Raw genomic sequence first — 18,837 nt, 5'->3', positions numbered from 1 at the left:
CTGTTTTCAGACTTGGTGTGTTTCTGATCGTTGGATATATTCAGTCATCTCGGCAAAATGCACTGAAAAATTGGCTATTGATGGAAATTCATGCTTCTCGCTATAATTTAGACAGATACAAATTCGTGTAAGTAAATGGAAATAGGATCTTTACTACCAAAAAGCAAACTACTAGAGATATTTCAAATTTTTATTTATTGAATATTTAAAAAATAATAAGGAGGTATCTTAATAAATGAGCTGCTATGAACTCTTCTCCTCACAACAGATTGACTCTCGATTGGATGATCGAAAATAGAACGATCCCGCTGGAAGTAACAACCTCTCTGCAAGAGATAGCAGATAAATATCAGTATTCCGCTGATCAGATGCATCACCATAAGTCACAAGTAATAGATGAGCTCTATCACATCGGAAGAGGATATATTGCAAGGTATTTATTTCCCAATGGAAGAGATGACAATGAACAATGGGTTCACGCAGTCATTCGCATGGAAATACTAAGATTGCAGCAAATTTGTAATTCTATCGAAAAAAGGTGAATAAAAATGGCTTTACAATTACAAGTAGAAGGTTGTCCGGAAAAAGTGAAAGCATTCGATGAGGCTTTAAGATCGATGACGGAGTGGCGGTTTTATAATCGCTTTTTGACTTCCATTGGAGGAAGTGAACTGCGAATAGATTATTTACTAGATGAAAAACCTTATACAAAACCTTCTCTTGCTACAAAAAAGGTAAATAAACTTTTGCTCACATGTGTAAATGGAGAACAGATCGAAATCGTTCTACTCGATGCCCAAGTAGTGGACATGGGTAATATGACTTATGTGCATGGGAAAAGCTATGATATCTTTGCTGCTGGAAAAGGAATGGAAATCTGTGATAATTAACAATAGCAATTTCATCTCATTACTACTTAAGAACCCTCCAACATAGGAGGGATTTATCTTCTAAATCTCAACTATTGTGAAAGGTTAGATCTAATTTCTTAGCAAATTCCTGAGGATATACTACCAATCCCACATGATTACCAGGAAATTCAGTTATCGGTAATTCGAGATGTTCTGCTAGTGCTTCTGTATATCGATAAGGGAAATAACCTCTTGATTCTGAACCGGCAGCAGCGATGATTTTCATGGATGACTGACTCAATGCAGATTTCAGTTTAGGAATATCTAATACAAAGTCTTTCAAGGCAGGAACTTCATGCGAGATGAAAAAATGAATATCTTTTAATTTTTGTTCCGTGATGTTCATAGGTCGTTCCGGCTTATGAACAGTTTTTATTCCCATTTTATCCGCGAACTCTGCCATTGCTGTAATGCCATCAGTTTGGAAATTTTTATTTAGATTATATAAAGTTTTTGCTGCTTGTCTCCGTTCCGATCCCGTTAATAGTTCCGGCATTGGCGGCTCAAATGCAACGAGAACTTTAATTTGATCGGGATGATGAGCAGCTAAATCCAAGGCGATCACCGCTCCAGAGCTGCATCCCAATACATATGCAGGCTTATTTGTGAGATGAGCCAGTAAAAGACTTGCGTCTTCGCTGTGTGTTCTTATTTGGTAAACTTCATTTTCATCGGAAAGCTTGCTTCGGCGGTGCCCCCTGCGGTCATAAGTGACAACGGTATATCGATCAGAAAGATCATCTGCGATCGGAAATGAATCAGCATCTCCATTTCCACCATGGATAAGAAGGAGCAGCGGACCTGATCCTCGTTTCTCATAGTAGAGGGTGGATCCTGAAACCGCCAATGTTCCTTTTTCTATCTTCTTCATTTTTCATTTCCCCTGTCTTTTTATCTTCTTTTTAAGAGTACCTTTTGAGCGAGTGAGAAAAAATGCAGAGAACAAGTAGGAATTAAATTTGACATACAAAAAATTACTCACAGAAATGTTTCTTTCTATTCCTTTTTCCTTTCATGCATTTTATACTAAATAGAATTAATATTTTCTATGGAGGATTTTATTGTGAAAAAAGGAAAAATAGGAATTTTCATTACAATCTTAGTTAATATTTTTTTACCGTATCTCATTTACATTCTGTTAAAACCGCATATGACAAGTGTCTCTGCACTTATTATTGCAGCTTGTGTTCCCATGCTAGATTCCGTATACAGCTTGATAACAAATAAAAAGGTAGATGCGTTTTCAGCCTTTATCTTTTTGGGGATTGTACTCGGAATCATTGCAGCTGTAATCGGTGGTGATGAACGATTTATCTTGTTACGTGAGTCTTATATTACTGCCATCTTGGGAGGTGTCTTTTTAGTTTCGTTGATTTCTTCAAAGCCGATTATTTACCATTTTGCAATGCGTTTTAGTGGAAACAAAGATATAATTGCAAAACGTTGGGAAGAAAACGAAGGTTTTCGAAAATCATTTCGATTGATGTCTCTCGTTTGGGGATCTGGGATGGTTTTGATAACAATCATACAGGTTGTTCTTGTTTACACGATATCCATTCCAGCTTTTCTGATTGCATCACAAATCGTGCAATATAGTATTATGGGAATTATGATCTTTTGGAATGTTCGATATGTAAATCAGATGAAGAAACAAAGCAAAATGACACATGGAATGTGAAGCCCAAAAGTTGGACAATGCTGATAACAATTAGGAAATAAATTTGACATACTAAAAAAAGCACCGATTTTTTCGAATCAGTGCTTCTTTTATCATTAACGAGAATAAACGATTTTTTTAATGCTCTCTATGGATAGAAAATGCTCATCGGATAACTGAGCGATTGTTTTCCCTTGTTGAAACGATTGTTTGATCAATTGGTTTCGTTCACTTATTAATTTTCGGGAGCCTGTACATGTACCCCACTTCTTGTAGGATGACTTTGTTTTTGGGATATACAATGTTTCTCCCTGTACATACTTTTGAATCTCTGTCAGCAGTCTCTCCGGTAGAACAGCAGTAGCGTTTCTGCTTGCCATTTATGCCAGCTCCTTATTTTCCTATGATTTGAAATAAGGGGCAAAGCTATTATCGAAGAGGTTACCTTTGGCGATTTAGAGTATCTCCTCCTCATGCAAAGTATCGCCATTCCCGATAATAGTCTTTGCATGAGACGTTGCGGAATCTAGCTGTAATAGAGAAAATCTAAATTTCACTAGAACCACCTCCTTTAAAAATAAAATTCATTATCAAGCATAATTTTCTGAAATACGAGAATGAAAGTCTTAGTTTTATTATATCAAAGACAATATAGACACATCTTCTTCTATCGCAAACATAAGATGCTTATCCTCCACAATGAAAACCATATCGTATGCTATAATTGGGATGCAAACAAACAATCGACTGTATGGAGACTCACATGCTCACCCCTAGTCGCCCTTTCTCATGGGCTAACATGTACAATGGCGGTACGCTCACCAACGTGGCAAACTACTATAATGTCACGAGTGAACTGGATTCCTTTGCGCCTGTCATTTCCGATGATGAGATGGCGAAGACAGAAATCGCAAACATCATCCCAGTCGGGAAAAAGAATAATCTGTACGACGAAGACAAGTTCTACGCACGCATTCAGTTGCTGCTCCAGATCATGAACAACGGCAATGAGAGGGCGATTCAACTGATGCTGAAGTCCGTCCTCAGTCACTTCCGTGCTGACAAGATCCTCTCAGATACACTGGATCGCCGGTGCCGAGAGGAAGGCAGCCAGAACATCGACGAGGCGAAACTGGCAGCAGTCATCTGGAAAGAGCTTGCTACTTCTCCAGAACGAAAGCGATTGATGATTGAGGCTGACAAGTTCCAGGGGCAGGCAAAATCCATTCGATCCTGATTTGTGATGTTCTGTACAATAGGACAACTTTACTCCTAGAAGCAAAGTTGTCCCACCCTTATTCCCTATAACAAGTTATCTTCTGTCACTACATCTAGGTTATATCGATGCCATGCACCAACGACGAAGCAGAGCCTCCAATTGAAAAAAATCTGCGGATTTGAACAGAAATCTCCTTACTTGCCTAATACATCAAACTGCAAATACATCCCACTCTACTTCAAATCAAGCATTCCTATCTATTGTTATCAATTATTTTTCTATTAGAAATGCAAATTCTCTGATAAACATAGTATAATCAGTTTAAGTCAGATGGGATTCCCCCATTCGTCCTACATAGATGGGAGCCATTGTGCTTCTCAAGACATTCGGTTGGTCGTTTGCGGTCACCGCAATCGGCTTAGGTGCAGGACTCTTCTTCGCGGGATGGACGTTCTTCTGGGTCGTGCTCATCCTTTCGGTTCTGGAGTTCTCACTGTCGTTCGATAACGCAGTGATCAACGCCGGCATCCTGAAGAAGATGAACGACTTCTGGCAGAAGATCTTCCTCAGTGTCGGTGTGATCATTGCAGTGTTCGGGATGCGACTGGCATTCCCGATCATCATCGTGTCGATCAGCGCCAAGATCAGTCCATGGAGCGCAGTCGATCTGGCATGGAACGACAAGGTCCAATACCAGCAGCTCGTCATGGATGCGCATCCGGCGATCGCTGCGTTCGGCGGCATGTTCCTCCTGATGATCTTCCTCGACTTCATCTTCGAGGACCGGGACATCCAGTGGCTCCAGTGGCTGGAGCGGCCTCTTGCCAAGCTCGGCAAGGTCGACATGCTGTCGGTCTGCATTTCGCTGATCGTGCTGCTCATCACTTCCTTCACCTTCGCGACGCATGCCCACCTGCACGGTGGTGCACACGTCGACAAGTCGCAGACGGTTCTGATCGCCGGCATCGCTGGTCTGATCACGTACATGATCGTCGGCGGCCTTTCCGGCTACTTCGAGGACAAGCTGGAGGAAGAGGAGAAGCGCGAGCAGGATGAGGAAGAGGAGGCTGCCCGTACCGGCAAGCCGCGCACTGCGGTCAAGCTGGCGGGTAAGGCTGCATTCTTCATGTTCCTCTATCTTGAGGTTCTGGATGCATCCTTCTCCTTCGATGGTGTGATCGGTGCCTTCGCCATCACGAACAACATCGTGATGATGGCAGTGGGTCTGGGCATCGGTGCCATGTACGTGCGTTCTCTGACGGTGTATCTGGTTCGCCAGGGCACACTCGATGACTACGTCTACTTGGAGCACGGCGCTCACTACGCCATCGGTGCGCTGGCAGTGATCCTCATGGCCACCATCCAGTATGAGATCAACGAGGTCATCACTGGTCTCGTCGGGGTCATCCTCATCGCCTGGTCGTTCGGCTCTTCCGTTCGTCGCAACCGTGCACTGACGGCAGCTGGAGCCAATGAGGCTGAGGCTAAGACTCTGTCATAACAACCGAATATTCCCATCCCGCCCCCCGCGTTCCTGTCTGGTTCGTGGGGGGCAGCACTTTATCCAATGTTTCATTTGATAGGACTAAGGTATTGAGGTTTTAGGGAACAGTCGAACAAAAAACCGGAATTAAGCGTTACTGGCAATAAAAAGAACCATATTGTATCAAATCACTGTTTTTTTCGTGTATAGGAATAGAAGATTGCCCTATTTAACTTAATATGATGTAAAAAAGAATAATACAGCTCTGCTCATTCTATACAGGAGCGGTTAATAGTAGAAAATCGCTTTTCCTAATTAACATCAACAGATAAGCTTTTTAATCCATTTGCTGATCCCAAATTGATCGTATCTAGTCTGTATTTCTTATGGAAAGCTAGACTACTATATCGGTGTATGAGTTCAGAGATAGCAATTTTTGCTTCCATTCGCGCTAGTGGTGCTCCAAGGCAGAAGTGGATTCCTTTACCAAAAGCAAGATGCCGATTAGGGCGACGTGAAAGTTGAAATTGATCTGCTTGAGTAAATTGATTCTCATCTCGATTTGCAGAACCAATCCAAGCCATAACATGATCACCCGGTTTTAAAACTTGATCGTTCATCCAGATTTCTTTTTTCACTTTGCGTGGAATAGCTTGTGCAGGAGATCGATATCGCAACACTTCCTCTATAAATTTAGGAATAAGATTTATATCCTCTTTTAAATGCTGAAATAATTGTTGTTCAATTAGAAGGTAAACAGCATTCGTAATCAAATGAGTGGTTGTTTCATTTCCTGCGATTAGAAGCAGATTACAAAAACTAACCATTTCTTCTCCTGTTAATTTTCTGTCGTTTTCCATTGCTTGTGTTAAGGTAGAAATAATATCATTTTGTGGGTCATTTTGTTTTTGCTGAATGATTTGAGTAAAATATGCTTCTAATTCCTCCGAAGATTGTTGTTTCCGTTTCGCTGCTCTCTTTATTTCTTCAGGCGACGAATTTTCTGGGCCAAGTACAATCCCATCTGACCATTCCTTGAATTTTTTTTGATCTTCTGTTGGAATTCCTAATAATTCAGCAATAATGGTTACAGGCAAAGGAACAGCCAAGTCTTGGACAATTTCAATGGTAGATTTATGCTGAACGTGATCAAATAACTTCGTTGTAATAAATTGAATCCGCGCTTCCCAATTGGATAAAAAAGCAGGAGTAAAAGCTTTATTCACTAACATACGAAGTTCCGTATGCTTTGGTGGATCTGTTGAAATCAAGGCGTCTTTAAAAGGTTTCTCTCTTTTACTTGAAAAATATTCTGTATCTTCTAGTGCTCTTTTTACATCTTCATACCGAAATAGATTCCATACACCTTGGTTCGTATCGAAAAAAACAGGGTTCGTTTCTCTCATTTTTTTGTACCATGAAAAAGGATTATACATTTCTTCGTTTGTTTTTAATCCACTAATTTCATTTAGAATTACATTTTTTTTATTCATTTTTATTCTCCTTTAGCATTCAATTTTTTACGCTTGTTTGGATGAAGCCGGTTTAATAAAGAAAGCTAACAACAATGCAAAACATGCGGAAGCTGCCACAATCAGAAAGGCTGTATTAACGCCTTGAATAGCTTCCATGACGTTTTCGTGCTGCACAGATGATCCTCCAAAATAAGTCATTACTGTTACTAGAATCGCAGTACCAATCGCAGCTGCAATTTGACGCATGGTGTTATTCATGACGGTTCCATGGGCAATTAACTTTTGCGGCAGATGATTCAATCCAGTCACAAAAACGGGCATTAGTACAAGAGACATGACTAACATTCTTATGGCATAAACAACTGTTATCCAGACAAAGGAAGTAGAAGTAGAGAGATTCATAAACATACATGTGGTAATGATCAGAATAGATAAGCCAATAATGGTAAGCCAACGTGCTCCAAACTTATCAAATAATTTACCTGCAATAGGAGACATGATAGCTGTAACAAAAGCTCCAGGCAGCAGTGCAAGTCCGGACATAAGCGGAGTAAATCCACGCATATCCTGCATGTAAATTGGTAAGAGCAATTCAGCCCCAAGCATCGATACCATAACAACCATGCTGATCAATGTAGTGAATGCAAAAGTTCCACTTCGAAATACGCGAAATTCTAAGACTGGATTTTTTAGTTTGAATTGTCTGCTGATAAACAGTACCAGTGCTATCGCTCCAATGATAAGACTTGCTAATACATCCTCACTGCTCCAACCATGATTTCCTGCACTACTAAAACCGTAGAGTAATCCGCCAAATCCAATCGAAGATAAAAGGAGAGACCACGCATCAACATTAGATTTCTTGGTTTCCCCTATATTGGGTAAGACGAAAATAGCAACAAGAATGTCCAATACAATAATAGGAATTAACCCAATGAATAAAAGTCTCCATGAGTAACTTTGTACAATCCAACCAGAAAGTACTGGGCCTAGTCCCGGACCTAGTCCCGCAGCAATGCCGACTATCCCCATAACGGTTCCTCGTTTTTCAATTGGAAATAGATTTAAAATAACCGTTTGTCCCAACACGAATATAATGGCAGCACCTATTGCCTGAACAATCCTTCCAGTTAATAAAACGTAAAATCCTGGTGCACTTGCAGCAATAATGGTTCCAATCAAAAACATCCCCATGGAAGAGAAAAATAACTTTCTCGTAGTGAAGCGTGAAATTAAAACAGCAGTTATCGGTATCGTGATACCATTAGCTAGCATAAATCCAGTAGTCAGCCATTGCGCTGTATTGGTTGTAAGATGAAATTCCTGAACGATTCTGAGTAGAGCTGTATTTAGCAATGTCTGATTCAAAAGCCCCACTACCGCCCCAATGAGTAAGATAGCAGTGATAAAAATCGGATTTCTTTTTTGATTTGAAGTTGTCATGATTGTATTCCTCCTATTTTATTCATTAAACAATTAATGAATTTAAATCCAAAAAAAAGAGATAACATCCTATTTCCACAAAGTTAATGTAAAATCGACCATTTTTTCTCGAAAAGACTCGGAATTCTGTTCATCCAGCATATTAAATCCCAATAGGATTTCTCGTGATGTCATTAATAGAAAAATAGACTTGAATTGTATCTCGGCTAATTCGAAATCCATCTCACGTATTTCCCCACGTTCTGCCCATTTCTTCAAGAGGATTTGAAACTTCGGATTTATTGGCTCTTGACTTGTGATAAAAGATTTTAATTGTTCTTCTTCTAACAAGTCCTTATCTCGAAATAAAATTTGAATCAATTCTTTCTCTGGAATAGAAAAATCCATCATTTGACGACTGAACAACAACAATACATCACGAATTGGCATATCTTCTTGAACCATATTTAGCATTTTTCCATATTTATCTAATCGCTTGCTCTGTTCTTCTTTAATAATGGTCTGAAAAATTTCTAATTTTCCATTTGGGAAATAGTGATAGGTTAAACCTTCTGTCACACCTACTTTTTGATTAATCGAACGCATGGTTGTACCATGGTACCCTTTTGACGCAAATAATTCCCTTGCAGCGTCTAAGATTTGTTGCCTTCTTTCCATTGCATGCAAATCTCGATTCGTTTTGCTTTTTACACTCATCGTAGTCACACCTCATTTCATTCATTAAACGTTTAATATGATTATATATGTATTCTGAATTATGTCAACCACTATTATGAAACTGATAAATAGTAAGGGAGAGAAACTACAAGGTAACATACAATACAGTAAAATATCGCTAGTGGTTATCGCGTCAGCTGTTGGCTAATCAGACTCGGCAATAGAATCTCCCATAGGTAGTCAAGTAAACGCTTATACCAGCTTACTGTCCGATTGCTCCTTCAATCCCTATTATCTACACCTCTTCCAATGCACCCTTTTCCAGCGAAACAGACTTCTCCTTTACCTGCTTTAATATCGCTACGATAAGAAAACTTACTATTACTAATAAGAGCCAAGAACTTATCTTCCCTGCATGGACAAGACTCCATGTATGAATTTGGTTTGGATATTGCCATGCACCAAAAAATGTGGCGATATTTTCCGCTATCCAGATAAAAAAACCAATCAAGACAAAAGAAAGTGCTAACGGCATGCGGTAGCGGGTTTTATTCACCTCATATGTCACCCATGATCGCCAAAAGATAATAATCACCATTCCAAATAAGCCCCAACGAAGGTCAATCCAAAAATGATGGGTGAAAAAGTTCACATATATCGCCGTTGACAGAAGAACAACAACGAAAAACGGCGGCCACTTGACCAATTCAACATTGAATCTCCTCCACGCTTGGCAAAGATAGCTGGCTACACTCGCATACATAAATCCGCTGTACAAAGGCACACCAAAGATTTTAAAATAGCCTTCCTCTGGATAAGCCCAAGAACCCATATGTACTTTGAAAATTTCCAGACCCAGCCCGATCAGGTGAAACAAAGTGATAACTTTTAATTCATCTCGTGTTTCCAGACCAAAACGTACCATCCCGCCCTGCATCAGAAGGCAAATGATGAGCAGCCAGTCATACCGGGCTAAAAAAGGAAGAGGAATCATTTTTGTAAAAGCCAAAGAAGCAAAAATAACGACAGGAAACAAACAAGATAACGCCTGCTCTATCCCAAAACGAATGAACTGTTTTCCTGCTCTCATGAATTGATGCCTCCATTTGTGAGTAGTTACCTTCATGAGCAACTCGCTTTCTAATCAAGAAAACCTTATGTTAAATATTGAAATCTACTTTTCTTCCTGTTGTTTGTATTCCAAAATATCTCCAGGCTGACATTCCAAAGCCTTGCATATCGCCTCTAAAGTCGTTAATCGAATCGCTTTTGCCTTTCCATTTTTTAATATAGAAAGGTTAGCCATTGTTATTCCCACTCGCTCGGAAAGTTCCGTGACACTCATTTTACGTTTTGCGAGCATCACATCTATATTGATGATAATTGCCATATTATTCACTCCTTATCAAACTACTAAATCATTTTCCGCTTTAATATTGATTGCATCTTGTAAAAGCCTTTGGAGCACGGCAACGAAAACGGCGACAACGATGGAAGCGAATATGAAGACCAATCCGATGGCGATGATCCCAGGAGCATCATCCATCTCAGCCATAAGATAAAAGATCGGCATACCTAGGAAATACAAGATACTGATTGTAATTGCACAATATTTTATAATCTTTAATGATTTTACAGATAATTCCGAGAAGGCTTTATTGGTATCAATGTAGTTTAAAAGCTTAAACGTTTGATACAGCGCAATGTAAAAAGGTATCGCTGTTGCATACAAATTGATGAAAACAAGGTATTTAATAGAAGTCATATCTGGATATAATCCTGCTGCATAATCCGCTATCTTTGGCACCACAAATATGCACAGAGCAAGGATTGGGATACCAATAAGAATAACAGCTATCCGTAAAAAGAGTGTCGAACCTCGTTTCATAAAAAGCACCTCATCTATTTATTATTAATTTGACTTTACCATTTCATTTATCGTTTTACAATAAAAAAATATTCCTTTGGGATATATTATTGCTGTTATAGAAGTGATTTTTCTGCTCGAAGAACAAAAAATGGCGACTGCCTGCCTTTGCACAAGGTAGCAATCGCCATTTTAAAAATATTTAGATCATCCACCACACACAATCCATTTTTGCGAATAAATTCTCCGCCAAAATTAATTTTGTTATGTGGGCAATAAATCATGTCCATTTTTCTTTTTGAAAATAACTTCCACTTCAACACCTAAGGCATCAGCATGTTTGATAAGTGAAGAAAGTGTAAGACTAGTTTCTGCATTTTCCACTCTAGAAATGGCACTTTGTCTTGTATTCAATTTTTTAGCCAATTCCGATTGAGATAGTTTTGCTTCCTTTCTTAACTTAATAAGATCAAGAGCGATCTTTTCTTCTAATTTCGCTTTCTTGTATAACTCCTCAAATTCAGGATTAGAAGCTATCTGTTCACTGATAAATGTTTTAATAAAACTCATAATTGTTTCACTCCCTCCAATCGACTGAGAAAATCTTTTCGGTACCGCTTCGCCTTTTCAATTTCACGGCGTGGGGTCTTTTGCGATTTTTTCGTAAATCCATTAGTGAGAACAATTTTTCTACCTACCAGAGTAAAAGTAAATACACGGAAAATATTACTTTTCCATTCAACACGAATTTCATAAATCTTATCCTCTAAGTAAGTGATATGCTTCGTATTCCTCAGTGCCTCATGAAAACCTATTTCCTCTATTGTATCAATAACTGCTGCAATTTTTGCCTGTTGCTCTATATCTAAACTTAATAAATATTCTTTTACAGGACTTTTGCCTGAGGCAGTCTTATAATCTATCGTTTCCCATTTCATATCCATATTATGCACTAAAAAATATAATATTACAAGTATGTGATATTATATTCAAATTTGCATAAAAGGTTACTTACCAACATATGCAGTCATTAAAAACGACCGTCTCTCAATAAATTTGGGAAACGATCGATACATATACTTACTTTAAATTCTCCGGATTGAGCGCCTTTAGATCATCAACGACAAATAATCCATCTTTGCGAATCAATTCTCCATCAAAATATATTTCTCCGCCGCCGTACTCTTTTCTTTGAATGCAGACCAAGTCCCAATGGATTGCAGAACGGTTGGTGTTGTCTGCATCTTCGTATGCTTGACCTGGGGTAAAGTGGAAACTGCCGTTGATTTTTTCATCAAACAAAATATCTCTCATCGGATGGTTGATATTTGGGTTAACCCCAAGGCTGAACTCCCCAATATATCTAGCTCCTGCATCTGTATCAAAGATTTGATTGATTCTCTCCGTGTTGTTTGCAGTTGCATTGATGATTTTGCCATCTTTGAATTCCAGTTTTACATTGTCGAATAGGAAGCCATTGTAGATGGTTGGGGAATTGTACTGCACGGTTCCATTGACAGAGTTTTTCACTGGAGCTGTGAAGACTTCTCCATCTGGAATATTGCGTTCCCCAGCACAACTGATGACGGGAATACCTTTGATTGAGAACTGCAAATCGGTTCCCGGTCCTTTGATATGTACATGATCCGTTTGTTCCATTCTTTTTACCAATGGACGCATCGCTTTTTCCATTTTGACGTAATCGACGTTGCATACATCAAAATAATACTTTGTAAATGCTTCTGTACTCATATTGGCTTGTTGTGCCATCGATGGAGAAGGATAACGAAGCACAACCCATTTGGTATTGTTCACTCGTTCCACGGTATGTACTGCATGGGAATAGGTACGATTATACAGGCTCATCTGCTCATCTGGAACATCGCTTAATTCGCTGATATTTTCTGCTCCGCGAATCCCAATATAACAATCCATCTTTTTCATCTGTTCCAATCCAATTTGCGTCCAGACGTCAAGATGAGATTCATTCGTTCCCATCAATAGGCTTCGATGCACCTGATTATCTGTCAATTGCACAAATGGATACGCTTTCGCTTTGTACACTTCCTGTACAAGTGCAATAGCGAGTTCTTTATCATTACCAAACAGATCAATCATCACTTTCTCTCCGGGTTGAACCTGACAGGAATGATTAACCAAAATATGAGCTAAGGTAGAAACACGCTCATTTACCATAATTCACTACCCCTTTTACAATTTAGATTTGAAAGGTAAAATAGATGAAGTAACAATACCTTCCATTTTAACAGAAACTGTTTTATGGAAAAAGAAAAATAAAAAATTAGGAGGATCTTTAAATGTTTCACATTCAGAAACCAACCGGATCAAAAGAGGCACAATATACATCGATGAAAAAACAACTAATATCCCTTCTCGAAGATGAACGAGACGGTATAGCCAATTTATCCAATACTGCCAGCTTTTTAGCACATTCCCTGCATGAGGTAAATTGGGTTGGTTTTTATTTGATGAAACAAAATGAACTTGTTTTAGGACCTTTTATGGGAAAACCAGCATGCGTAAGAATTGCCGTTGGTAAAGGTGTTTGCGGGACAGCAGTAGCCGAAAACCGCACACAAGTAGTACCTGATGTTCATCAATTTCCTGGGCATATCGCTTGTGATGCTGATTCACGCTCAGAAATTGTCATCCCACTGGAGGTCGACGGCCAAATTGTTGGCGTTCTGGATATCGATAGTCCAATCACGAATCGCTTTGAAACGGTTGACCAAGAGCACCTTGAGCAGATTGTTTCTATTCTCATTCAGGCAACCGATTGGGAGAGCATCCGATAATTTGACATTACAGATGGATTTGGGAAGGAGAAATATATGAAAAAAATTAGTCTAGCTTATCAAATTTTAATAGGTTTGGTGTTAGGAGTTATTGTAGGAGCAGTTTTTTATGGCAATCCAAAAGTTGCCACTTATTTGCAGCCCATCGGTGATATTTTCTTGCATTTGATTAAAATGATCGTGATTCCGATCGTTGTTTCTACTTTAGTAGTTGGGGTAGCTGGAACAGGAAGCTTTAAGAAATTAGGGAAATTGGGCGGAAAGACCATTTTATATTTTGAGATTATTACTACGGTCGCTATCATTATTGGTCTCTTGATCGCTAACTTGTTCCAGCCAGGGCATGGAGTCAATATGCAGCATTTGCAAAAGAGCGATATCGGTTCCTATGTTGCTACAGCCAAAACAGAAGGACATCACGGTTTCGCTGAAACACTTGTCAATATTGTCCCTACAAATATTGTAGAATCCCTAGTAAAAGGCGATATGCTCGCTATTATCTTTTTTTCTATTATGCTTGGACTCGGGATTGCTGCTATTGGGGAAAAAGGTAAACCTGTCCTGCAAATTTTCCAAGGTATATCCGAAGCAATGTTTTGGGTAACCAACCAAGTGATGAAATTTGCTCCGTTTGGCGTGTTTGCCTTAATTGGTATCACTATCTCGAAATTTGGACTGGCATCATTGATTCCGCTTGGCAAATTAGCGATTAGTGTATACGGTGCAATGATCTTCTTTATCATCGTCATCCTCGGTCTTGTCGCTAAAATCGTTGGAGTGAATATATTTCATATCATTCGTATATTAAAAGATGAACTGATTTTGGCTTATTCCACATCCAGTTCGGAAACGGTTCTGCCAAAAATCATGGAAAAAATGGAGAAGTTCGGGTGTTCTAAAACGGTTACTTCCTTTGTGGTACCGACTGGTTATTCGTTTAATTTAGATGGTTCGACCCTTTATCAAGCACTTGCTGCCCTATTTATTGCGCAGATGTATGGCATCCATATGCCTATCAGCAAACAGATCATGCTGGTACTTGTCTTGATGCTCACCTCCAAAGGAATTGCTGGTGTACCCGGAGTTTCTTTTGTCGTCTTATTAGCTACACTTGGTTCCGTAGGCATACCAATGGAAGGGCTTGCCTTTATCGCTGGTATTGACCGAATTCTCGACATGGCGCGTACCGTTGTAAATGTTGTTGGAAACTCGCTTGCAACCGTAGTCATTTCCAAATGGGAAAATCAATATGATCAAGAGAAAGGCAAAGAATATTTACAATCACTAAGAAGCACAGGGTAATATAATAAAATTTTATTATTTCTGTATTCAGAAGTATAATGAAGATAAATAGGTAGGATCAATCGAGTAGGAATCTTGAGCGAGCATAGTTCTGATAACAATGTTGTTCCTTTTCGGAGGAAAACAACCCAGGACACTTGTCCTTGTCGCAAATGCCAATGCACTGCTCCGGTAGACAATCCAAAAAGACCGTGTGAGCACTGTGGTATCGGCATCCACGGATACGAGGATTTGAGAGGAAAGTAGATCCTAACCTTTGTGTGATCTTTTCCATACGGAACAGATCACACACCAATTTTGCAAATATGTTTATTTACTATACAACAAAAGCATGGCAAAAATGCCATGCTTTTATCTTTCTACTAATATATTATTGTCTGCTCCACGAAATACCTGATACATCTTATATGCTCTTCGCATTTCATCTTTCATCCACTCAGGAAATGGTTCATTCGACAGCTGTTTCATCTCCACCCAGCGATAATCTTCATGTTCTGCGCTGAGTTGTATTTCTCCCACTGGATTACAACAGGCAAACTTCATGATAATCAAATGTTTTTCATCCATCAGTTCATCATAAATATATGCAGGTGCGATCACTTTTACACTAAGCCCTGTCTCTTCTTTTACTTCACGAGCCAAAGCATCCATGATTAATTCCCCAGATTCTAAGCCGCCACCAGGGAAATCCCATCCGTGTGAGTGCCGATCTTTTCTTTCTTTTTTCGAACGTGTGAGAATAAGTACTTTATCTTGGTCAAATATTATCGCTTTCGGAGCAATTTTCATCGGTCTTTTCACTTTTTCACCACCCTTACTTCAGACGGAAGAAGGTAGAAGTTGCAGTGGCTATTATTTTTCCTTGCTCATCTTTTACCTTGCTTTCCATCGTAATAATGGTTTTTCCTTTCTTCACAAACTTGGTATATGCATATAGCCAGCCATCTTTACCTGGCGAGAGAAAATGAACTTGTAAATCAATGGTAACAGCACTCGTCTCCAGTCCCAATGCTTGAACAGCAGTAGCACCCATCGCAGTATCAATAAACGTGGCAGTAATGCCGCCATGTAAAATTTTATACCGATTTTTCAATTCATCGGTCACACACATGCGATGGATGTAGCAATCATTCTGCTCATCGTATTGGATGAATTGAAAATTCATCATCTCTTCAATATAAGCAAGGGGACTGACTCGTGTGCGTTTTAACGCTTGGACTAATTTGTGGATCGTATTAATTTCTACCTCTGATAAGTCTTGAATTTCGTTTTTTAGTTTTTCTAGTGTCATGAACATCGTCCTTCATCATTGTCTCGTCTTTATTATAGTTTTTTTCCGTGATCTCTACACCCCATCACTAGCGAAGTTGTGCAATTTTAAATATAATAAAATTACCGTCACTCAAGAAAAAGGAGAATGTGATGGCTAACGCTGGTACTCTGGTGGATTCGCTCCAGAACATGCTTCGGGAGAACCGCATCAACCTGCGAGTTACTCTCTGCGATGGACGAGTTACGGTTTCTACTGACCCTGCACCCACCGATGTAACTGGTATGAGTCCTGTTGCAGCTTTCGAGCTGATTCAGGGCAAGCTGTCTGTCAAGCAGTAAGGCAGCTTGTTGTTCCTCAGGCAAGATACCTTGCCTGAGGAACAGAATATATAATGAAAATAATTTTAAATTCACATATAATACTATTGTACTGTTCACCGACACTGGAGAAAACATGTCGAAGGCACAGGATTATGCTGACCTGCTTAAAAAGGAACGTAAGCTGAAAGGTCTTGTGACTGTAAAAGTTCTTGAGGGGCACACGCTTGTAATTGGACATAAAACCAATTATCGTTCGATAAAACCATTGTCCTTTAACAGGGATCAGCTCGCTGGTCTTAGCTATGAACAGATTCTAGACGAAGCGAAGAAGCGGTTCCTTTCTACTCCCAAGTGAACACAGCCCCCAACAGCACATGCTGTTGGGGGCACAGTATTTTATTTTTCAATTCGCTCAGGAAATCCTTTTAAAAATAATGAAATTTATTTTAAATTCACATATAATAATAAAGGAAACTCAACCAACACTGGGAGAAATGATGTCAAAGGCAGAAGAATTCGCCACCCCTCTTCGTATTGATCCCGACTTCCAGGGTGTCATAAATGTTTATGTTATTAATGGACATCTTGCGGTAGATCATAAGAAGAAGCCTAAGAAGCGTGTATCTTGGACCCCAGATGATCTTGATAAAACAACCTATAAAAATGTGCATGATACAATATGGTTGGAAATAATAGCCTAGGGTTGGACAGTCCCCAATAGCAAATGTTATTGGGGACAAATTATTTTATTTGATAAAAATAATTATAAAAAATCGATGATTTATATTTCATTTTCTAATATAATTATTAATCATGTTTCCGAATTACTAGGGAGTTACCCTGATGTCTCTGGTTGAGGAGTACGCAGATAAGCTTCGCTCTTCCCTTGCACTGAAGGGAGTTGTGACGGTCCGTGTTCTGCCTATGAACACACTGTCAGTTAGTCATAATAAAGATTCACATAAGCCGAATCTATCTTGGAGTGATAAACAGCTTGCCAAGTTGTCCTACGAACAAATTCTGGATGAGATAACATCCAAGCTACTGCTCTCGAAGTAAGGAAATACATCCCCTCCATGACGAAAATGTCATGGAGGGGATATGTATTTAAATATACACTTTCATTGTTTCAACTTCATCAATCTGATACGATTATCATGTCATATCCAGCTTGGATTTTGAGAGGAGTTGCCATGGGCAGCTACGTTCCCCCCCATCGCATGAAAGTATGGCGCAAAGAACTGGAAGTTGGTCTCAAGCAGCAGTTTGGCATGAAGATCAAAGTACGTATCGAATACCAAAACCTCGCTGGTGGAGGAAAAAAGGATAAAATTGCAATTGGTCTAGAGGTCGCTGTTAATCCCCCTAAAAATGATAAATGGGTAAAACACGATTTCAGTAATCCAAGTGCAGTAGTCGATATGATTCGGGAACACCTTCAATCTCGTTAATGAAATGGTACCATCCTCAGGCGAACCAATTGTATTCGCCTGAGACCCAAAAAAATATGTTAGCTGATAATGGAATTTTCTGATATATTTAAGTGTGTAAGTGAAAGTCCACTACAATTAGGAGATAAAAGTGGCCTCTCTCAAAGAATTTCAGCAGTTTGCTGATGCACTGGAGAAAGCACTTGGTGCGGAATTCAAGGACCGAGTAGTCATTACCAATGACGAACATGGTGAACCTCTGTACGTCGGTGCTTGGGTTGGAGAAGTAAACCGCGGCATGCAGATCACTTTCCCCCCGCCCTTCTCCCCGATTCCCAAGTGTGTAGAACATATCAAGATGTGCGACCGTAACAGCTCATAAGAAATATAGTTGAGATTTGTCCCCAATGGCTAAACATGCTGTTGGGGACACTACTTTTTTGACAACTCCATACGGCTAAAGTCGTTGGATTTTTGAGACTATAGCCGTATGACTATTTCATTACCAAGCTAATCCGTGCGTCCTACAGTTTATGTTTGTTGATTTCTTCTACCTCAAGCAAACTTGGTTTTCGTCTGTCACGATTATACATATATCACCACGGGAATATATGTTTGCGAACTTACTTTCATCCCACGATTAAAACCGTGTGTTTTCTCACTCGAAATGCTATAATTATGTAGCTAATAGCCCGATAAAAAGAGGAGAAAAAGTGGCTACGATTGCGGAACGCTACGGCGATCAGCTCAAGAAGAAACTTGGCAAGAACTACACAGTTGTCGTACAGGGCGATTCGGTGAAAATCACTCGCAATGGAAAGGCAAATATTTCTCATACTATTTCCAAGATTAATGCGGATGATTTCCTAGAAATTGCATCGACTGCAAACAAGATCAAGGTTTCGATGCCCTAACTTTTATTGAAGCCGTCTTGGACAGGTAGAATTATCCTGTCCAAGGCCAAATACAAATAATTATAAACCC

At 39.4% G+C, this 18,837-nt stretch carries 26 protein-coding genes; 13 read left to right on the top strand and 13 right to left on the bottom strand.

The window, feature by feature from the left end:
* Positions 1-245 precede the first annotated feature (245 nt).
* Both AC5WOC_RS13865 and AC5WOC_RS13860 read left to right on the top strand, forming a co-directional pair.
* Entirely contained in the window at positions 246-542 is a 297-nt protein-coding gene (locus AC5WOC_RS13865; protein ID WP_496055999.1) for a hypothetical protein, read from the top strand.
* Positions 543-548: 6 nt separating this feature from the next.
* Positions 549-890 carry a hypothetical protein gene (locus tag AC5WOC_RS13860; RefSeq protein ID WP_496055998.1) on the top strand — a complete coding sequence of 114 codons (342 nt, stop codon included), beginning with the start codon at positions 549-551 and terminating at the stop codon, positions 888-890.
* Between the two features lie 67 nt (positions 891-957).
* Here the strand turns inward: AC5WOC_RS13860 and AC5WOC_RS13855 are convergent, their stop codons facing one another.
* Entirely contained in the window at positions 958-1,782 is an 825-nt protein-coding gene (locus AC5WOC_RS13855; protein ID WP_496055997.1) for an alpha/beta fold hydrolase, read from the bottom strand.
* 192 nt (positions 1,783-1,974) lie between these two features.
* Here AC5WOC_RS13855 and AC5WOC_RS13850 point away from each other — a divergent pair, with 192 nt between their 5' ends.
* Entirely contained in the window at positions 1,975-2,589 is a 615-nt protein-coding gene (locus AC5WOC_RS13850; protein ID WP_496055996.1) for a VC0807 family protein, read from the top strand.
* 95 nt (positions 2,590-2,684) lie between these two features.
* On the opposite strand, the gene AC5WOC_RS13845 is transcribed toward AC5WOC_RS13850, so the two are convergent.
* The gene (locus AC5WOC_RS13845) at positions 2,685-2,948 is read right to left on the bottom strand and encodes a CD3324 family protein (RefSeq protein ID WP_496055995.1); all 264 of its coding nucleotides are present in this window, start codon (positions 2,946-2,948) and stop codon (positions 2,685-2,687) included.
* A 419-nt stretch (positions 2,949-3,367) separates the two neighbouring features.
* On the opposite strand from AC5WOC_RS13845, the gene AC5WOC_RS13840 reads away from it, so the two are divergent.
* A complete protein-coding gene (locus AC5WOC_RS13840) occupies positions 3,368-3,805 on the top strand; it encodes a hypothetical protein (protein ID WP_496055994.1) in 438 nt (145 codons plus the stop codon).
* Between the two features lie 352 nt (positions 3,806-4,157).
* Positions 4,158-5,288: a DUF475 domain-containing protein gene (locus AC5WOC_RS13835; RefSeq protein WP_496055993.1), complete on the top strand. Its 1,131-nt coding sequence runs from the start codon at positions 4,158-4,160 to the stop codon at positions 5,286-5,288.
* Positions 5,289-5,581: 293 nt separating this feature from the next.
* Here AC5WOC_RS13835 and AC5WOC_RS13830 read toward each other — a convergent pair whose 3' ends face one another.
* The 9 genes from AC5WOC_RS13830 to AC5WOC_RS13790 all read right to left on the bottom strand — a co-directional run bounded on the left by AC5WOC_RS13830 (position 5,582) and on the right by AC5WOC_RS13790 (position 12,908).
* Positions 5,582-6,763: a cytochrome P450 gene (locus tag AC5WOC_RS13830; protein WP_496055992.1), complete on the bottom strand. Its 1,182-nt coding sequence runs from the start codon at positions 6,761-6,763 to the stop codon at positions 5,582-5,584.
* Positions 6,764-6,790: 27 nt separating this feature from the next.
* A complete protein-coding gene (locus AC5WOC_RS13825) occupies positions 6,791-8,188 on the bottom strand; it encodes a DHA2 family efflux MFS transporter permease subunit (RefSeq protein WP_496055991.1) in 1,398 nt (465 codons plus the stop codon).
* A gap of 69 nt (positions 8,189-8,257) precedes the next feature.
* A complete protein-coding gene (locus AC5WOC_RS13820; RefSeq protein ID WP_496055990.1) occupies positions 8,258-8,884 on the bottom strand; it encodes a TetR/AcrR family transcriptional regulator in 627 nt (208 codons plus the stop codon).
* A gap of 256 nt (positions 8,885-9,140) precedes the next feature.
* Positions 9,141-9,935 (bottom strand): DUF817 domain-containing protein, encoded by a 795-nt coding sequence (locus tag AC5WOC_RS13815; protein WP_496055989.1) that lies wholly within the window; start codon positions 9,933-9,935, stop codon positions 9,141-9,143.
* Positions 9,936-10,019: 84 nt separating this feature from the next.
* Positions 10,020-10,235, bottom strand: a complete 216-nt coding sequence (locus tag AC5WOC_RS13810; RefSeq protein WP_496055988.1) for a helix-turn-helix domain-containing protein — start codon at positions 10,233-10,235, stop codon at positions 10,020-10,022.
* 15 nt (positions 10,236-10,250) lie between these two features.
* Positions 10,251-10,733 (bottom strand): DUF2975 domain-containing protein, encoded by a 483-nt coding sequence (locus tag AC5WOC_RS13805; RefSeq protein WP_496055987.1) that lies wholly within the window; start codon positions 10,731-10,733, stop codon positions 10,251-10,253.
* A 243-nt stretch (positions 10,734-10,976) separates the two neighbouring features.
* Positions 10,977-11,282 carry a helix-turn-helix domain-containing protein gene (locus AC5WOC_RS13800; RefSeq protein WP_496055986.1) on the bottom strand — a complete coding sequence of 102 codons (306 nt, stop codon included), beginning with the start codon at positions 11,280-11,282 and terminating at the stop codon, positions 10,977-10,979.
* Positions 11,279-11,656 (bottom strand): type II toxin-antitoxin system RelE/ParE family toxin, encoded by a 378-nt coding sequence (locus AC5WOC_RS13795; protein ID WP_496055985.1) that lies wholly within the window; start codon positions 11,654-11,656, stop codon positions 11,279-11,281. The genes AC5WOC_RS13800 and AC5WOC_RS13795 overlap by 4 nt, the downstream gene beginning before the upstream one ends.
* A 136-nt stretch (positions 11,657-11,792) precedes the next feature.
* The gene (locus AC5WOC_RS13790) at positions 11,793-12,908 is read right to left on the bottom strand and encodes an aminopeptidase (RefSeq protein WP_496055984.1); all 1,116 of its coding nucleotides are present in this window, start codon (positions 12,906-12,908) and stop codon (positions 11,793-11,795) included.
* A gap of 122 nt (positions 12,909-13,030) precedes the next feature.
* Here AC5WOC_RS13790 and AC5WOC_RS13785 point away from each other — a divergent pair, with 122 nt between their 5' ends.
* Both AC5WOC_RS13785 and AC5WOC_RS13780 read left to right on the top strand, forming a co-directional pair.
* Positions 13,031-13,528 carry a GAF domain-containing protein gene (locus AC5WOC_RS13785; RefSeq protein WP_496055983.1) on the top strand — a complete coding sequence of 166 codons (498 nt, stop codon included), beginning with the start codon at positions 13,031-13,033 and terminating at the stop codon, positions 13,526-13,528.
* Between the two features lie 36 nt (positions 13,529-13,564).
* Complete coding sequence (locus AC5WOC_RS13780; protein ID WP_496055982.1) at positions 13,565-14,830, top strand: cation:dicarboxylate symporter family transporter; 1,266 nt, start codon at positions 13,565-13,567, stop codon at positions 14,828-14,830.
* A gap of 351 nt (positions 14,831-15,181) precedes the next feature.
* Here the strand turns inward: AC5WOC_RS13780 and AC5WOC_RS13775 are convergent, their stop codons facing one another.
* Together AC5WOC_RS13775 and AC5WOC_RS13770 are read right to left on the bottom strand one after the other, a co-directional pair.
* Positions 15,182-15,631 (bottom strand): NUDIX hydrolase, encoded by a 450-nt coding sequence (locus tag AC5WOC_RS13775; protein ID WP_496055981.1) that lies wholly within the window; start codon positions 15,629-15,631, stop codon positions 15,182-15,184.
* A 13-nt stretch (positions 15,632-15,644) separates the two neighbouring features.
* Positions 15,645-16,121 (bottom strand): PaaI family thioesterase, encoded by a 477-nt coding sequence (locus AC5WOC_RS13770; protein WP_496055980.1) that lies wholly within the window; start codon positions 16,119-16,121, stop codon positions 15,645-15,647.
* A 170-nt stretch (positions 16,122-16,291) separates the two neighbouring features.
* On the opposite strand from AC5WOC_RS13770, the gene AC5WOC_RS13765 reads away from it, so the two are divergent.
* The 6 genes from AC5WOC_RS13765 (at position 16,292) to AC5WOC_RS13740 (ending at position 18,767) form a co-directional block, all read left to right on the top strand.
* Positions 16,292-16,441, top strand: coding sequence for a hypothetical protein (locus tag AC5WOC_RS13765; RefSeq protein ID WP_496055979.1), 150 nt, complete (start codon positions 16,292-16,294; stop codon positions 16,439-16,441).
* A 115-nt stretch (positions 16,442-16,556) separates the two neighbouring features.
* Positions 16,557-16,778, top strand: a complete 222-nt coding sequence (locus tag AC5WOC_RS13760) for a hypothetical protein (protein ID WP_496055978.1) — start codon at positions 16,557-16,559, stop codon at positions 16,776-16,778.
* Positions 16,779-16,920: 142 nt separating this feature from the next.
* Positions 16,921-17,124 carry a hypothetical protein gene (locus tag AC5WOC_RS13755; RefSeq protein WP_496055977.1) on the top strand — a complete coding sequence of 68 codons (204 nt, stop codon included), beginning with the start codon at positions 16,921-16,923 and terminating at the stop codon, positions 17,122-17,124.
* Positions 17,125-17,499: 375 nt separating this feature from the next.
* Positions 17,500-17,874, top strand: a complete 375-nt coding sequence (locus AC5WOC_RS13750; protein ID WP_496055976.1) for a hypothetical protein — start codon at positions 17,500-17,502, stop codon at positions 17,872-17,874.
* A 130-nt stretch (positions 17,875-18,004) separates the two neighbouring features.
* Positions 18,005-18,235, top strand: coding sequence for a hypothetical protein (locus tag AC5WOC_RS13745; RefSeq protein WP_496055975.1), 231 nt, complete (start codon positions 18,005-18,007; stop codon positions 18,233-18,235).
* Positions 18,236-18,566: 331 nt separating this feature from the next.
* Positions 18,567-18,767, top strand: coding sequence for a hypothetical protein (locus AC5WOC_RS13740; protein ID WP_496055974.1), 201 nt, complete (start codon positions 18,567-18,569; stop codon positions 18,765-18,767).
* The last annotated feature ends 70 nt before the right edge of the window (positions 18,768-18,837 follow it).

It is taken from the genome of Shimazuella sp. NTD247, assembly GCF_059510415.1.
The sequence above is the reverse complement of the archived record's forward strand: the minus strand, read 5'-3'. Positions and strand labels throughout refer to the sequence as shown.

Bases quoted from the DNA above. Each gene is read 5' to 3' on its own strand.
- AC5WOC_RS13810 (WP_496055988.1), bottom strand. From the start codon at position 10,235: ATGGCAATTATCATCAATATAGATGTGATGCTCGCAAAACGTAAAATG.
- AC5WOC_RS13830 (WP_496055992.1), bottom strand. From the start codon at position 6,763: ATGAATAAAAAAAATGTAATTCTAAATGAAATTAGTGGATTAAAAACA.
- AC5WOC_RS13795 (WP_496055985.1), bottom strand. From the start codon at position 11,656: ATGGATATGAAATGGGAAACGATAGATTATAAGACTGCCTCAGGCAAA.
- AC5WOC_RS13755 (WP_496055977.1), top strand. From the start codon at position 16,921: ATGTCAAAGGCAGAAGAATTCGCCACCCCTCTTCGTATTGATCCCGAC.
- AC5WOC_RS13825 (WP_496055991.1), bottom strand. From the start codon at position 8,188: ATGACAACTTCAAATCAAAAAAGAAATCCGATTTTTATCACTGCTATC.
- AC5WOC_RS13765 (WP_496055979.1), top strand. From the start codon at position 16,292: ATGCTTCGGGAGAACCGCATCAACCTGCGAGTTACTCTCTGCGATGGA.
- AC5WOC_RS13805 (WP_496055987.1), bottom strand. From the start codon at position 10,733: ATGAAACGAGGTTCGACACTCTTTTTACGGATAGCTGTTATTCTTATT.
- AC5WOC_RS13750 (WP_496055976.1), top strand. From the start codon at position 17,500: ATGACGAAAATGTCATGGAGGGGATATGTATTTAAATATACACTTTCA.
- AC5WOC_RS13855 (WP_496055997.1), bottom strand. From the start codon at position 1,782: ATGAAGAAGATAGAAAAAGGAACATTGGCGGTTTCAGGATCCACCCTC.
- AC5WOC_RS13780 (WP_496055982.1), top strand. From the start codon at position 13,565: ATGAAAAAAATTAGTCTAGCTTATCAAATTTTAATAGGTTTGGTGTTA.
- AC5WOC_RS13790 (WP_496055984.1), bottom strand. From the start codon at position 12,908: ATGGTAAATGAGCGTGTTTCTACCTTAGCTCATATTTTGGTTAATCAT.
- AC5WOC_RS13865 (WP_496055999.1), top strand. From the start codon at position 246: ATGAACTCTTCTCCTCACAACAGATTGACTCTCGATTGGATGATCGAA.
- AC5WOC_RS13800 (WP_496055986.1), bottom strand. From the start codon at position 11,282: ATGAGTTTTATTAAAACATTTATCAGTGAACAGATAGCTTCTAATCCT.
- AC5WOC_RS13845 (WP_496055995.1), bottom strand. From the start codon at position 2,948: ATGGCAAGCAGAAACGCTACTGCTGTTCTACCGGAGAGACTGCTGACA.
- AC5WOC_RS13785 (WP_496055983.1), top strand. From the start codon at position 13,031: ATGTTTCACATTCAGAAACCAACCGGATCAAAAGAGGCACAATATACA.
- AC5WOC_RS13840 (WP_496055994.1), top strand. From the start codon at position 3,368: ATGTACAATGGCGGTACGCTCACCAACGTGGCAAACTACTATAATGTC.
- AC5WOC_RS13815 (WP_496055989.1), bottom strand. From the start codon at position 9,935: ATGAGAGCAGGAAAACAGTTCATTCGTTTTGGGATAGAGCAGGCGTTA.
- AC5WOC_RS13760 (WP_496055978.1), top strand. From the start codon at position 16,557: ATGTCGAAGGCACAGGATTATGCTGACCTGCTTAAAAAGGAACGTAAG.
- AC5WOC_RS13820 (WP_496055990.1), bottom strand. From the start codon at position 8,884: ATGAGTGTAAAAAGCAAAACGAATCGAGATTTGCATGCAATGGAAAGA.
- AC5WOC_RS13770 (WP_496055980.1), bottom strand. From the start codon at position 16,121: ATGACACTAGAAAAACTAAAAAACGAAATTCAAGACTTATCAGAGGTA.
- AC5WOC_RS13860 (WP_496055998.1), top strand. From the start codon at position 549: ATGGCTTTACAATTACAAGTAGAAGGTTGTCCGGAAAAAGTGAAAGCA.